11 protein-coding genes and 3 pseudogenes are annotated in these 13,741 nt (G+C 57.4%); 2 read left to right on the top strand and 12 right to left on the bottom strand.

All coding sequences use genetic code 11. The features are described from left to right. Window positions 1-55: 55 nt before the first annotated feature. A complete protein-coding gene (locus AC07RV_RS07705) occupies window positions 56-2,047 on the top strand; it encodes a relaxase/mobilization nuclease and DUF3363 domain-containing protein (protein ID WP_296781847.1) in 1,992 nt (663 codons plus the stop codon). A 200-nt stretch (window positions 2,048-2,247) separates the two neighbouring features. Here AC07RV_RS07705 and AC07RV_RS07700 read toward each other — a convergent pair whose 3' ends face one another. The 10 genes and pseudogenes from AC07RV_RS07700 to AC07RV_RS07655 all read right to left on the bottom strand — a co-directional run. Next, on the bottom strand, window positions 2,248-4,146 hold the full coding sequence (locus AC07RV_RS07700; RefSeq protein WP_296781849.1) for a propionate--CoA ligase: 1,899 nt from the start codon (window positions 4,144-4,146) through the stop codon (window positions 2,248-2,250). A gap of 166 nt (window positions 4,147-4,312) precedes the next feature. Next, entirely contained in the window at window positions 4,313-4,501 is a 189-nt protein-coding gene (locus AC07RV_RS07695; RefSeq protein ID WP_081266257.1) for a hypothetical protein, read from the bottom strand. A gap of 29 nt (window positions 4,502-4,530) precedes the next feature. Beyond that, a complete protein-coding gene (locus AC07RV_RS07690; protein WP_081266375.1) occupies window positions 4,531-5,322 on the bottom strand; it encodes a sterol desaturase family protein in 792 nt (263 codons plus the stop codon). Between the two features lie 67 nt (window positions 5,323-5,389). Beyond that, window positions 5,390-5,689, bottom strand: a complete 300-nt coding sequence (locus AC07RV_RS07685) for a DUF6166 domain-containing protein (RefSeq protein WP_082548887.1) — start codon at window positions 5,687-5,689, stop codon at window positions 5,390-5,392. A 13-nt stretch (window positions 5,690-5,702) separates the two neighbouring features. After that, window positions 5,703-6,428, bottom strand: coding sequence for an ABC transporter ATP-binding protein (locus AC07RV_RS07680; RefSeq protein ID WP_081266255.1), 726 nt, complete (start codon window positions 6,426-6,428; stop codon window positions 5,703-5,705). Next, entirely contained in the window at window positions 6,422-7,216 is a 795-nt protein-coding gene (locus tag AC07RV_RS07675) for an ABC transporter ATP-binding protein (RefSeq protein WP_066123746.1), read from the bottom strand. The genes AC07RV_RS07680 and AC07RV_RS07675 overlap by 7 nt, the downstream gene beginning before the upstream one ends. Next, complete coding sequence (locus AC07RV_RS07670) at window positions 7,213-8,229, bottom strand: branched-chain amino acid ABC transporter permease (protein ID WP_056581651.1); 1,017 nt, start codon at window positions 8,227-8,229, stop codon at window positions 7,213-7,215. The genes AC07RV_RS07675 and AC07RV_RS07670 overlap by 4 nt, the downstream gene beginning before the upstream one ends. Further along, window positions 8,226-9,107 (bottom strand): branched-chain amino acid ABC transporter permease, encoded by an 882-nt coding sequence (locus tag AC07RV_RS07665; protein ID WP_056581653.1) that lies wholly within the window; start codon window positions 9,105-9,107, stop codon window positions 8,226-8,228. Before AC07RV_RS07665 ends, AC07RV_RS07670 begins: the two co-directional genes overlap by 4 nt. A gap of 77 nt (window positions 9,108-9,184) precedes the next feature. Next, a complete protein-coding gene (locus AC07RV_RS07660; RefSeq protein WP_056581658.1) occupies window positions 9,185-10,447 on the bottom strand; it encodes an ABC transporter substrate-binding protein in 1,263 nt (420 codons plus the stop codon). A 305-nt stretch (window positions 10,448-10,752) separates the two neighbouring features. After that, window positions 10,753-11,206: pseudogene (locus AC07RV_RS07655) on the bottom strand (transposase); the annotation flags it as partial. Between the two features lie 156 nt (window positions 11,207-11,362). Here AC07RV_RS07655 and AC07RV_RS07650 point away from each other — a divergent pair. After that, window positions 11,363-11,494, top strand: a pseudogene (locus tag AC07RV_RS07650) (IS110 family transposase); the annotation flags it as partial. A gap of 114 nt (window positions 11,495-11,608) precedes the next feature. Here the strand turns inward: AC07RV_RS07650 and AC07RV_RS07645 are convergent. Continuing rightward, the gene (locus tag AC07RV_RS07645) at window positions 11,609-12,304 is read right to left on the bottom strand and encodes a GntR family transcriptional regulator (RefSeq protein ID WP_296781853.1); all 696 of its coding nucleotides are present in this window, start codon (window positions 12,302-12,304) and stop codon (window positions 11,609-11,611) included. A 282-nt stretch (window positions 12,305-12,586) separates the two neighbouring features. Then, window positions 12,587-13,521 (bottom strand): annotated as a pseudogene (locus AC07RV_RS07640) (IS5 family transposase). Window positions 13,522-13,741 lie beyond the last annotated feature (220 nt).

Genomic DNA, 13,741 nt, shown 5'->3' with positions numbered 1-13,741 from the left:
GGAACACCGTGTGCCGCATCCGCTCGGGCGCGATGGGCTTGGCTGGAGGCGCATCATGAGCCAGCGCGGAAACTCGGATGGTGATGACCGTTTCCGCGTGCGGCCAGGCAAGCCGAAGCAGCGCGGCGACACCTTCATTGCGCAGGTGCTGCGTCAGACCAGCAAGGCGGCTGGCGTTACAGGCGGCAAGCGCGGAATGGGTGGCAAGGTGAGGGGCAAAACCACCGGCAAGGCGCCTGGTTCTCGTCTGGGGCGCGGGCATACGGCGGCGAGCTTCACGGGCCAGTCCTTGACTGCCTATTCACGCCGGGCCACGGTCAAGGTTCGGCTGGTGTATTTGCAGCAGGCCAGCGGCAAATCGACGGTGCAGCACCTGCGTTACATCGGGCGCGAAGGCGTGGATCGCCAGGGCGAACAGGGACGGGCCTATGGGACCATCACCGACGAGGCGGACACGGCAGCTTTCGAGGAACGCGGGCGGGGCGACCGTCACCAGTTCCGCTTCATCGTCTCGCCCGAGCATGCCGACCAACTCGAAGACCTGCGCACCTATACCCGCCACCTGATGCAGCGCATGGAGGCTGATCTGGGCACCCGGCTGGACTGGGTGGCGGTGGATCACTGGAACACCGACAACCCGCACACCCACGTCGTGCTGCGCGGCAAGGACGATACGGGCAAAGACCTCATCATCTCGCAGGAGTACATCACCCGCGGGATGCGCGAGCGGGCGATGGAACTGGCCACCGAATGGCTCGGGCCACGCACCGAGCTGGAGATCCAGCGCACTCTGGCCCGCGAGGTGGAGCAGGAGCGCTGGACTTCTCTGGATCGAACCTTGCAGCGTGAAGCGGTAGAGGGATTGGTGAAAATCGAACGCTTCAATGATCCCAAGCTGCAGCGCCAGCGCCTGCTGCTGGTCGGGCGACTGCAACGGCTTCAGCGCATGGGCTTGGCGACGGAAACCCAGCCTGGCACCTGTGCCGTCCACGCCGAAGCTGAGTCCACCCTGCGGGCGATGGGCGAGCGCGGCGACATCATCCGCACCATGCAACGTGCGATGGGCGGCAGGCAGCGCGACCTGGCCGTGTTCCAGCCGGCCGAAGATGGGCACTCCATCATCGGCCGCGTAGCGGGCAAGGGGCTGGCCGACGAACTGTACGACCGGGGCTATCTCGTGGTCGATGGCATCGACGGCAAGGCGCACTACGTCGCGCTGTCGCCCAGGACGAAACTGGAGCAGTATCCGATGGGCGCGGTGGTCGAGGTGAAAGGCTCTGCCGAGATACGGGCGGCGGACAAGACCATCGCCGCGATGGCAAGCAATGGCCTGTACCGCACCGACCATCACCTTGCCATCGCGCAAGGGCAGACTGTCCCTGGCCGCGATCCGCAAGAAGTCGTGGCAGCCCATGTCCGGCGCCTGGAAGCCCTGCGCCGGGCTGGCATCGTGGAGCGCGTGGCCGAGGGGCTATGGAAGGTGCCGGACGACCTGCCCGAGCGTGGCCGCCAGTACGACGCGCAGCGCCTGGGCGGCGTGGCCGTGGAGCTAAAATCGCACCTGCCCATTGAGCGTCAAGCTCGCGTCATCGGCGCCACCTGGCTCGACCAGCAGTTGATCGGCGGCGGCTCCGGCTTGGGTGATTTGGGTTTTGGTAGCGAGGCCAAGCAGGCAATGCAGCAGCGTGCCAACTTCCTGACGGAACAGGGGCTGGCCGAGCGGCGCGGGCAGCGCGTGATCTTGGCGCGCAACCTGCTGGGCACGCTGCGCGACCGGGAACTGACGCTCGCCGCGAAGGACATTGCCGCCGAAACCGGCTTGGGGTATCGCCCCGTGGCTGACGGCCAGCGCGTGGCCGGCATCTACCGGCGCAGCGTGATGCTTGCCAGCGGACGCTACGCACTGCTCGATGAGGGTATGGGGTTCAGCTTGGTGCCTTGGAAGCCGGTGCTTGAACAGCGGCTGGGGCAGCAACTCGTCGCCACAATGCGAGGCGGGAGCGTGTCATGGAAGATCGGGCGACGGCGCAACCTGTCCATCCAATGATGAATGGAGCAAATCAGAGATTCAACACGCCCCCTCATTCAGGCCAGCAATCACTGGGATTTTACCGTGTGTTGGCTTTGATACCGAGGTGATGGACTGCACAACTCTCTCCGTCTGTTTGTGACAGAGGGCTGACTTCAAAGCTTTGCTACTACCGTACGCAAGTGAGGCACGTTTCGGCAATTCCGGTGTGTTTTCTTCTAGTATTCTTCTACCAACAATGCACGTATCTGTTGCAGCGCAGCAGGATCGTCCATGGTGGTGAGGTCACCCGGATCGCGCCCCTCGCACACGGCCTGGATGGCGCGGCGCAACAGTTTGCCGCTGCGGGTCTTGGGTAGCACTGTCACGAAGCGCACCCGGGCCGGGCGCGCCACGGCACCCAACTGCTCGTCCACCCGCTTCATGATCTCGCCCTCCAGCTTGAGTTTCGAGGCATCGTCGTAGAGCGAAGAACTGTCCTTGGCCACCACGAAAGCCATCGCCACCTGCCCCTTGAGCTGGTCGGCAACCCCTACCACCGCCACCTCGGCCACATTGGCGTGGCTGGAAATGCTTTCCTCGATCTCCCGCGTGCCCAGGCGGTGGCCCGCCACGTTGATCACGTCGTCGGTACGGCCCAGGATGTAGAAGTAGCCGTCCTGGTCGCGGATGCCCCAGTCGAAGGTGCTGTAGACCAGCTTGCCGGGAATGCTCTTCCAGTAGGTGTTGACGAAGCGCGCGTCGTCCCGCCAGACCGTCTGCATGAAGCCGGGCGGCGTCGGGCCCTCGATCACCACCACGCCCTTCTCGTCGGCGCCGGTCAGCTCCTCGCCGGTCGATTCGTGCAGGAGCTTCACGTTGTAGCCGTACATGGGCACGCCGGGGCTGCCGAACTTGCTCGCCTTCTTCTCCACCCCGTTGGCGATGGTGAGGATGGGCCAGCCGCTCTCCGTCTGCCAGTAGTTGTCGATGATGGGCACCCCCAGGCTGTCGCTGATCCAGCGCGCGGTGGGTTCGTCCAGCGGCTCGCCGCCCAGGAACAGGGCCTTGAGGCTGGAGAGGTCGTACTGCTTGAGGTAGGCCGGGTCCTGCTTCTTGAGCACGCGCACGGCGGTGGGCGCACTGAACATCACCGTCACCTTGTACTTCTCCACCAGGCGCCACCAGATGCCGCCATCGGGCCGGATCGGCAGGCCTTCGTACAGGATGGTCGCCATGCCCGCGATCAGGGGACCGTAGACGATGTAACTGTGGCCAACCACCCAGCCGATGTCGCTGGTGGAGAAATAGGTTTCGCCCGGTGCGCCCATGAAGATGTGCTTCATGCTGGCGGCCAGCGCCACCAGATACCCCCCGGTGTCGCGCTGCACGCCCTTGGGCTTGCCCGTGGTACCGCTGGTGTAGATGGTGTAGCTGATGGCGGTGGACTCCATCCACTCACAGGGCACCTGCGCGTTCAGGTGCTGCTCGCGCAAGGCGGTGTAGTCGTGGTCCCGCCCGGGCACAAGGCTCATTGGCGCGAGCCCCCGGTTCACCATGATCACGGAAGCAGGTTTGTGAGTGGACAGCCGGATCGCTTCGTCCAGCAGCGGCTTGTACTCGACCACCTTGCCGCCACGCGAACCGGCATCGGCGCTCACGATGGCGACGGGGGCGGCGTCGTCGATGCGGTTGGCCAGTGAATGGCTCGCGAAACCACCAAACACGACGGAATGGATGGCGCCAATGCGCGCACAGGCCAGCATCGCGAAGGTGGCCTCGGGAATCATGGGCATGTAGATAAGCACGCGATCGCCCTTCTTCACGCCCTGCCCCAGCAGCACCGCCGCCATGCGCTGGACTTCGGCATGCAGCTCCCGGAAGCTGTAGGTGCGCTCGGTGTCCATTTCGGTGGACACGTAGATCAGCGCGTTCTGGTCTGCGCGGTCTTTCAGGTGCCGGTCCACCGCGTTGTGGCACAGGTTGGTCAGCCCGCCCTCGAACCAGTGCGCGAACGGTGGGTTGTCGTGGTTGCAGACCCGGTCGAAGGGCTTGTGCCAGTCCACCAACCCGGCCTGTTCGGTCCAGAAGGCATCACGGTCGTCGATGGAGAGATTGCGAAAATCATTGAATCTCATCAGGATGTACTAGGTTAAGTTAAGTATGACGTCACTGGCCGCCAAAGCTGTACCAACGAACTTGTTCTAAATCAAACAGAACGACCACACATCTGCGTCTGCCTTGAGGGCGAACATTTTCTCAATCCGATCTGAAGCAGAAGTAATCAGAGCACCCTTCTGCCGCTCAATTGGCGTCGACAGGATCATCCCTGCTTACCTCAGGAAAAATCCAGATCGAAAACACCATAAACCCGCCCAAGAAAAATGCAGCCCAACCAGCCGTTCGAAGATCAATCGAAAACTCATACAAACCTATCACCCCGAAGAGCATCAAAATCAGTATGGAAATAATTACTTTGAATTTAGTTGGCATTTAATCACTCCGGATATTTGGCAGTCATGCTAGAAACTTGCCGATTTCACAACGCCATCATTTGAATTGGGTGTACGAACTGTTTTTCGAAGATCTTGCTTCAAATAACGCGTGCTGTAGCCGTTAAAGATATGACCCCAAAATCCTCTTTTGAGATCGGAGGTTCCAAACAACCAATCAAAAATAGGGGTTCCGATACCCATATTAACTTCCATCATCAATGGATGATCGTGATGCGCCGTATGATGCCGGCGCGCAGTATTAATAATCGGCGTATTTCGAATAAGCCAGTTGTCGTTCACATGGCATGAGAAATGAACGAGTTCATAGAACATGTAGCTACCCGTCAGCGCGGCCATCAACAGCCAGCCGAAATTAGGGGAGAGAATCCAGCCAGCGACGAGCGATGGCACGAGAGACAGCAAGGTAAGCACGATCATTGTGAAAGGGGGAAAGAAGGTTACACGCCAATCTCTATGATCCGCGAAACGCATTTCTTCGCGCGTAAAGAACTGATGATGCATCAATGTGTGTCGCACATAGAGCGCCCGGAAAATGACGTTCTTGCGAGGCCGATGCATTACATGCGCATGCAGCAAGTATTCGGTGAGTTGATATGCCATGAAACCCAATGGCAAGGCCAGCCATTCCCACAGTTGGACGTTGCGAAGATTGGCAGCATAGATGTAGAGCGCCGTGAAACCGCTGATGGCAATGATCGCCAAGTGCAGCCAACCGTGGTACCAACCCGCCACACGATGTCGATACTCTTTGCGATATCGACGCTGGCGTTCCTTCATCATAGTAGATTGAAGCTCCATGAAAACCTCCAATTAAATTCACCCCAACAGGGGCATGCCTGCCAACAACACTCGATTTCAGCCGCAGTCAATACCTTGACTTGCTTCGTAGCCAGTTTTCAATATCTGCGGAAGCAATGCTCCACTCATTATCAAAATTTGCAACCATGACCTTCATGAAAGATTCGCAAGAATCAGCGGAAAGATTCAAGTCACCGGTGTGATCCAAAAGAAGAGCGAAAGCCAACTGCCGCGGCTCGGCACCTTCGTACCCCCATTCGAACCCCATTTCCGCATAGCGACGCAGGTCGGTCCGGTCAGGCAACAATTGGCCATCGGCGAGCACTTTAATTCCATCGATAGTTCGATCGCCCGTATATGTCTTCATATCTCGCCCCTGGTCAAGTTTGAGGTTCCGCATCCACGGCACCCGCGATAATTTTCATAACCTCCACGTCCCCGAGAGCTCCGCTCAACGAGCCCGTGTAAATAATTTCACCGCGCTCAATCACCACTAGTTTATCTATGTAATCTGGAACATGATGCAAATTGGATTCAGCCATCACAATGGCTTTCCCAGATTGGCGAATCGCGGCGACTCCCTCCGCTACAAGTGGAATGATGGCGGGTGAGAGACCTTCAAAAGGTTCGTCGAGTAAAAGGAGTTCTGCGTCGAGAGCCAATGCGCGGGCGATAGATACCATCTTGCGCTCGCCACCCGAAAGCTCTGCCCCCCCGCGTTTACGGTATCGTTCCAGCTTAGGGAAAATACGATATGCTTCCGAAATGCGCTCCGCAGCAGGTCTGCCACAGGTACGAGTCCACGTCGGAAGTTCAATGTTTTCCTCGACCGTGAGGTCGGCATACACTTCCGATTCTTCAGGGGAAAAGCCAATGCCCAGTTGCGCAATCTGCCATGTGCTCAAGCGCGCAAGATCTTTATCTTCCCACGAGATGCGCCCGGAAACGGGCCGAAGATAGCCCATCAACGACCGAAAAGTGGTGGTCTTTCCCGCTCCATTTCTGCCGAGAAGACATACCAGTTCACCGGCGCGAACCTCAAGACTGATACCTCGAAGAATTCGACTTCCCTGGATGTCCACGGTCAGTTCGGACACGTTCAGCATGGCTGGTGTTCCCCCTCGTTTTTTTTCTGACTACTGTGGACAGGGCCGATCACTGCTTCAAGCATCAAGGAGTCCTTAAAGAAAACATCCGGAGACATATCTCCAATCACACGCCCTTCCTGAAGCGCGATCACCCGATGCGAGTAACGTGCGACCAGTGTCATGTCATGCTCGACTTGAATGATGGCGCTCACCCCTTCCGAGCGTGCCGCCTTCACTAACAGTTCCATAATCCCGTATTTGTCTCCACTTGAGACGCCCGAAGTAGGTTCATCTAAAAGGATGGCCTTAGGACGAAGTGCAAATGCGCTGGCGATATCAAGGAGTTTTTTCTCTCCTTGTGAGAGAGAACCAGCTCGTTCAAAAAGCTTGTGATGCAACCCAAGTGTTCCAGCAATATGCTGAACTTCGTCCTCGATCTGAGGATCTTTGGTCAATGTTCGTAATGGATTCGAAGCTCTACGCAACCTTGAACTTACAGCAACTGCGATCGTCTCCCAAACGCTCACCTCTGGAAAAATATTGACCAGCTGGAATGAACGGGCCATGCCCATCGCAGCCAACTTAACCGGACCTACTCCAGCAATACTATTTCCCATGAAATGCACCGTCCCTTGGGAGGGGGCTGCCAACCCCGTCAACACATTGACGAGTGTGGTCTTCCCTGCTCCATTCGGGCCGACTATTGACACGAATTCACCGCCTCCGATCTCCAAAGACACATTCTTTAGAGCTTGGTACGATCCATAAGATTTGGATACATTGCATGCGCTCAACATGGCACTCATTGAGCATCTCCCCTTACACGACGTTGCAAGTGATTGGAAATCGTGCCGATCAATCCTTCTGGAAGCACAAGCACGAGAAACACCAACGTAGCACCCAACATAAATCTCCAGTAGGCCGTACTCGATACCAGTACTTCATGCAGCAGAACAAAAATGAGCGCCCCTACCCCAGGCCCCACAAAGGTTCCAGCCCCCCCAAGAATCATCATGAAAATAAGATTGCCTGACTGAGGCCAATACGCAAGCTCCGGATCAGCAAGTCCAGTGGAAACCCCCAACATCGCGCCAGCGATTGCACCGAAAACGCCAGACACTACAAAGGCAAACAGTCGGAGGCGATAGACACGTACGCCAAGGTACCGAGCCTTGCTCTCATTGTCTCTAATAGCGCGCAGCTGGAGGCCAAGAGGCGAACTGACGATGCGCCAGGTGAGCAATCCGAGCAGCACATAAACTATCAAACAGTAGTAATAGAACGGACCACTGAGAAACTGAGTCGCAGTCATATCCCAATCCTGCCCCAGTAACATCGGCCGCAGGACACGCATACCTTGATCACCTCCTGTCAAGTTGTAGAACTTGAACAGGAAAGAGTGAAGAAGCATGCCAAACGCAAGTGTGAGCATGCCAAAGAAGATATGTGTGAAACGGACACAGAGAGCACCAATCGCCAATGCGAATAGTCCTCCCAAACTCGCTGCTGCGATCAAGATCAACTCAAAGTGGAGAACGCCCGCCTGGGTCGCTGCGGCCGCCACGTATGCCCCTACAGCCAAGAACATTGCATGGCCAAAGGACAGCAACCCCGTGTAGCCAAACAGAAGATTCATGCCGAGAAGAGCGATTCCAAATGCCAAGGCAGGCATAAGCATCACGGTGCTGTACGGCGTTAGCATCAAAGGTGCAATTGCAAGTCCAGCTAGCAACACAACAAATGGAATAACGCCGTTAAGCAACCGCGGCTTCGGCCGAGGCCGAATTCTCGGAGAAATTACGTCAAATACTGCGCTCAAGATGCGCTCCTTCCAAACAATCCAACAGGGCGAATCAAGAGGACAACAACGACAACTAGATAGATGGAGAGAATCTCCACTTCAGGAGCTAACGAAACTGCGAACGCCCGCATGAGCCCGACAATGATGGCGCCAACAGCAGCCCCAGCCATGCTGCCCAAGCCCCCGATCACAACAACTGCAAAGGCCTCCACCACGAGTTCAGCGGCCATGGTCATAGAGGCAGCCGAAGTGGGAATAACCAATGCCCCACCCACAGTTCCTAGAATGCAGCCCAGCGTAAAAACCATTGTGAATACTTTGGATGAATTAACACCCAATGCTTCAGTCATGTTCCGATTTTCAGCCGTAGCCCGTACGATCCGTCCAATACGGGTTCGCTTGAGTGACAATCCTAAAATCATTGCGATTAGGATGCTCGCTCCAATGACAAGAAAGTTATATACAGGGATCTGCAATCCACTTATGTCGATCGTTCCATATATTCCATATAGAGAGCTGTCCATTGATCTCGGTGCAGCACCCCAGAAAAAACGAAAAACATCCTGGAACATCAGCAAAAGACCAAAGGTCAGCAAAAGTTGATAGCTAGGGTCTCGCCTATATACGGGACGTAACAACAACTCTAACGGAGCTCCGACTGTTCCAACGAGTACACCAGACAACACAAGTGCTGGAACAAGAAAAATCATCGGCATTTGCCATTGGTGCAAGAGGCCGACAGCCGTGATAGCAAAAAACGCTCCCAGCGCATAGAACGAACCACAGGCAAGATTGACGACCTTTTGAACGCCAAAGATGAGTTGTAGACCGCAGGCGACAAGAAACAAAATCGCGGCTTGGAAGAGACCGGCTAAAAAGAGGTTGGCATACTGCATTGAAGCGTCCATTTCATGCGTGTACGGAATTTTTAACTTAGCGGAGTGCGCTTAAAGCACACTCCGCTAACGAATAATTACACGCGGAAATCTGCAGTCTTGATCCATTTCCAGTAGTCTGCGCCTGCAGGTTTCTGCAATTGATCAGAAAACGCGGCGGTAATATCGGACAGCCCCGGGTACTCATGCTGAGTACTGTTCTTACTGAAGCCTTGGTAGAACATCTGTTCGGCAATCTTGTCGGCCCGATAACGCCCTCGGCCACCTAGACTTTCGATGTCGTTTCCGGCAATGGCATCAGCGATCTCATCAGTTTTTGGCCAGCGGCCGGCAGCCTTCGCCGCCTTCTCGACACCGGCTTTGTAAGCCATCAGATTGAAGTAGGCGCGGTCAGCCGATGTGGTCGGAATGGCCTTGTAGCGGTCCCTGTATTCCGCAACAAACGACTTCTGCAATTCGGATGCTCCGGGCAAGTCAAAGTAGAAGGTGTTCTGCCCCAGCAATGCACCCTCGGGAACGAAACTGGACCGCAGGTCATTGATTTGACCACCCGCCACGGTCGACACGATCTTTGCGTTGGCCAGCAGACCTGCCGCGGAGGCCTGCCGAAGAAAGATAGGAAGATCGGAGAGGAAGAGCGAATTGAAAATCAGATCAGGCTTGGCGGCGTTCAATGCCGCCACGTTCGTCGTGAGATCGGTGGCACCAACCCGGATCCATTGCTCAGAAACAACCTTGGCCTCGATGTCATAGCGAGACAACAACGTCTTGAACGTTTCCCAGCAGTTTCGCCCATACGAATAGTCGGAATTCACTCCTGCAATAGTTGCGAACTTACCTTTGAAGCGTTTGATGGCCATGAGCGAGCTCATCACTGCTTCACACTCGTTGTCAGTCGACCGGAACACAAAACGAGTTTTTGGCATCGACTCTTGCACTCCGTTTTGTGTCGTTCCATCCCAGCACTGGAGCAGAACACGCTCATCCTCTGCGACGGGGGCGACTGCCAGAGTAACGCCGGTAGAAATCAGTCCATGAATGGCGTCCACCTTCTCCTGCAGTGCCAGATGGCGAAACCGCTCAACTGTGTCCTTGGGAGTGGTCTCCTCCTGAATGACGAGCTCCACTTTCCTACCTGCGATCCCCCCCGACCGGTTGATTCGGTCCACCCCCCACCGAACGGCTCGAATGCTGTCCTCCCCCATGAAGGCAGCCACCCCTGATCGCGGCGCCAACAGGCCAAGACGCAGAGGTCGGTCCTGCGCAAACAGAGGCCCACCCACAGATATCGCCGCCGCACCCAGGGTTGCTTGGGTAAAAGTCCGCCGACTTAACTTCATTTTGTCTCCTTTGCATGACACAGATAGATGAGGACCAATCGATGTCATGCAGTTTCGCAGTCACATGCCGACTTGCATGACACAAGTATATTACATGAGCGGCAAAAGTATCTCATAGAGGGTTTTCCCTTGAAATGAGGTACTAAGAGGATGTGCGGCCGAGAGGTGGCCCCATCGGTCTGAACACGAGTCGGGCGACGACAAGTGGAACGCTGCCGGGGTTGACCGCAGTGCAGAGATGTCCACGGTGGCGGGCGGGCGTCGCTTGCGCGAACGCACGACCGACGCGGTGGGCATCTCGTGTGACCGCCCATGCTGATGGCGATGCCCTCGCCCTTGAGCCGCTCGGTGAACACCATGCTGGTGAACTGCGAACCCTGGTCGGTATCGAAGATCTCCGGCTTGACGTGACGCGCGATCGCATGGTCGAGCACGCGCACGCAGAAGTCCGCTTCCATCGACATCGACACGTCCCTGGCCGGGACCTTGCGGCTATGTCAGTCAATGATCGCGGCCAGGTACACGAAGCCGCGTGCCATCGGGATGCAGGTCAGGTCCATCGCCCAGACCTGGTTCGCACGCTCGATCGCCAGGCCGCGCAACAGGTACGGGTAGATCACACATGCTGCGGCTCGTGTTGGGCTTGCTGTACAGCGCCTTGATGCCCATGCGCCGCATGAGGGGCGCCACGTGCTTGCGCCCGACCTCGAAGCCTCGTGCCTTGAGCATGTGGCGCGGCATGCGACTGCCGGCGAACGGTTGACCTCCAGCGCCACCTTGGCCTTGAACGCCGGTGAGAAGTTCCGGCGTGGTCTTCTGCTCATGCTCTCGCTCCATGTCAGCCCGCTCTTCGCGGACCGCTCACAGGGCAGAGTTTTCACTCATCGCCGTGTTCAGATTTCCGGGGCCACCTTTGTGGTCCAGCGGCGCAACAAGAACGTGGCGGCGGTGGCACTCGCCAGCAAGAACGCTCGAATCGTCTGGGCGTTGCTGGCCCGTGATCGGCGTAACGAGACGGGTTACAGGAAGGCGGCCGAGGTCGAGTGATCGAACCTTTGAAGTTTCCAACTTCTTGCTGTACGCGAAATCGAGGCAGGGTCAAACTGCCTGACTTAATCTCCGCGCGCCGGGGCCAATTCGCAGCACCAAGGTACCCAAGTTCTAATTGGTGATGGTCTCTCGCGCAAAGCTCTCGATGTAGTCAACAAGACGATCGGAGGCCGCAGCGGCATCCTTAGCGTGACCCCTGGCTATCGCCTCGGCCATTTTTGAATGCAATGTGGCCGCCAGCGGAAGATCTCCAACCCTGCGATAGTGCGCGAACCAGAACCTGCGCGATAAACCGCGCATGAGCGCCATCGTCTTGGTTATGAACTCATTGCGAGCCGCCTTCCACATGCACTCATCGAGTTCTCGATCTAGCTGAGCAAAAAGCCCTTCGTCGCGCGCGCTAGCTGCATGAAGCAGAGAAGCGCCGATCTGGGCAAAATGCGCCCTCTCCTCCTCTGTTGCCCGCTCTGCTGCGAGTTGTGCGAGAAGACGTTGCACTTCCCTTCGCAACTCCAGCAATCGGAGTTGGGTGCGAATATTGGTTTCGGAAACAAGAACCCCTCGCTTGGGGAGGACCACAACCAGTCCCTCTCCGGCGAGACGCTGGAGCGCCTCTCTGATTGGTGTTCTACCAATTTCCAGCAGTTCCGACAAACCATACTCAGAAAGCACCACGCCTGGTGCTAGCTGCAGAGTAATGATCATCTCCTCAAGCCTCTTATAAGCCTGCTCGGCCAGAGTCGGCGCTTCAGTTCGGTTGGAGTTGGATTTTTGTCTCCTAGAGGAAACAGCGAGCGACTTCTTCATGCAATGCCTTTGCCGGTATGAAACGAGCCCTTCGTCAGCGCGATGGGGCAAAAAACAAGTTGTGTCCTGTTGACATGCTAGCTGAACTTGGACAGCACATGGTCCTCGGCCGCTTCGCAGTGCCCTTGCTCAGGGTCCACTGTATCTGGTCCGTTGTCCGCGACCTCTGCATCACTTACGCGAGGAAAGGTCTGCGCAACGTGATTCGCAGCGCCGATTCGGAAGCATCTTGACTACGCCACGCTACGCATGGTTGCTTCAAATCACTGCTCGTACGCGGCGCTACATGATGGTTTCGGTGCCCTTCGAGGCCGCCCCGCATAAGGCTGCGGACGCACTCATCCCTGCGCGCCCCATCAAGCTGCGCCGAGCCATCCACAGGTTCGACAGCGCGAACAGCGTGACGATCTGAACTGTGTTCTTCGCCAGGCCGCGGTACCGCACCTTCGTGTAGCCGAACTGCCGCTTTAATACACGAAACGGGTGCTCGACCTGGGCTCGGATGCTCGCCGTCAGCTTCTCCGCCTGCTCTGCCAGGAAGTCGGGCTGCAGGAATGGGTTCAGCTTGCGGCGGTCGCCGGCGCGCATCGCCACGTGCCACTGCAGCCCCTGAGCCTCGCCGCGCTTGTGAACGCTGCGGTAGCCGGCGTCGCCGAAGGCGACCTCCTCAACGCCGTGCAGCAAGCTGCCTGCCTGCGTCACGTCGTTCACGTTGGCCGACCAGCCCACGACGCTGTGCACCAGTCCCGACTCTGCATCGACGCGTTCTTCGTCGAACTCGGCGCTGCGATCAGCGTGGCGTCGACCACCTTGCACTTCTTCATCAACAGGCCCTTGGCCTGCAGGATGTCGTTGACCACTCGCAGCATGTCGGTCGCCAGGTCGTGCTTCTCCAGCAGGTGGCCGAACCTCAGGATCGTCGTCTCGTCCGGCAACCGCGCCACGTCGCCTGGCTTGGCGAACTCGCGAAACACGGGCATGTCGTGCAGCGCCTCTTCCATCGCCGGGTCGCTCAGCGCGAACCACTGCTGGAGGTAATGAACCCGCAGCATCGTCTCGATGGCAAACGGCGGCCGGCCCGTCTTCGCCTTCAGGTAGTACGGCTTCACGATCTGCACCAGCGCCGACCACGGAACCACGCGCTCCATCTCCTCCCAGAACTCCCGCTTGCGCGTCTTCTTGGTCGACAGGTTCAGGCCCAGTCCGAGTTGCTTCATGCCGCAGATCATCGCAGGGCGCTGCCGTTCACGCTACGCGGCCAGCGCCTGAGTTTTGCAGACATTCCCTAGAGCCCGAATGACGTAAGCGGCGGCAAGCGAGAGTCAGCCTCGACTCGCGTCAAGCTTCTTAGCCAGCCGACAATGGGAGCTTGTTGACATCTTGCATATTACAAGGATATGTGTAAGATGCTAGACGGCCGAGACTCTGAACCAACTC

The organism is Variovorax sp. GW821-FHT09B01 (assembly GCF_059418345.1).
The sequence above is the reverse complement of the archived record's forward strand: the minus strand, read 5'-3'. Positions and strand labels throughout refer to the sequence as shown.

Coding starts and splice junctions, on each gene's coding strand:
- AC07RV_RS07705 (WP_296781847.1), top strand. CDS start 56: ATGAGCCAGCGCGGAAACTCGGATGGTGATGACCGTTTCCGCGTGCGG.
- AC07RV_RS07700 (WP_296781849.1), bottom strand. CDS start 4,146: ATGAGATTCAATGATTTTCGCAATCTCTCCATCGACGACCGTGATGCC.
- AC07RV_RS07695 (WP_081266257.1), bottom strand. CDS start 4,501: ATGCCAACTAAATTCAAAGTAATTATTTCCATACTGATTTTGATGCTC.
- AC07RV_RS07690 (WP_081266375.1), bottom strand. CDS start 5,322: ATGGAGCTTCAATCTACTATGATGAAGGAACGCCAGCGTCGATATCGC.
- AC07RV_RS07685 (WP_082548887.1), bottom strand. CDS start 5,689: ATGAAGACATATACGGGCGATCGAACTATCGATGGAATTAAAGTGCTC.
- AC07RV_RS07680 (WP_081266255.1), bottom strand. CDS start 6,428: ATGCTGAACGTGTCCGAACTGACCGTGGACATCCAGGGAAGTCGAATT.
- AC07RV_RS07675 (WP_066123746.1), bottom strand. CDS start 7,216: ATGAGTGCCATGTTGAGCGCATGCAATGTATCCAAATCTTATGGATCG.
- AC07RV_RS07665 (WP_056581653.1), bottom strand. CDS start 9,107: ATGCAGTATGCCAACCTCTTTTTAGCCGGTCTCTTCCAAGCCGCGATT.
- AC07RV_RS07660 (WP_056581658.1), bottom strand. CDS start 10,447: ATGAAGTTAAGTCGGCGGACTTTTACCCAAGCAACCCTGGGTGCGGCG.
- AC07RV_RS07645 (WP_296781853.1), bottom strand. CDS start 12,304: ATGAAGAAGTCGCTCGCTGTTTCCTCTAGGAGACAAAAATCCAACTCC.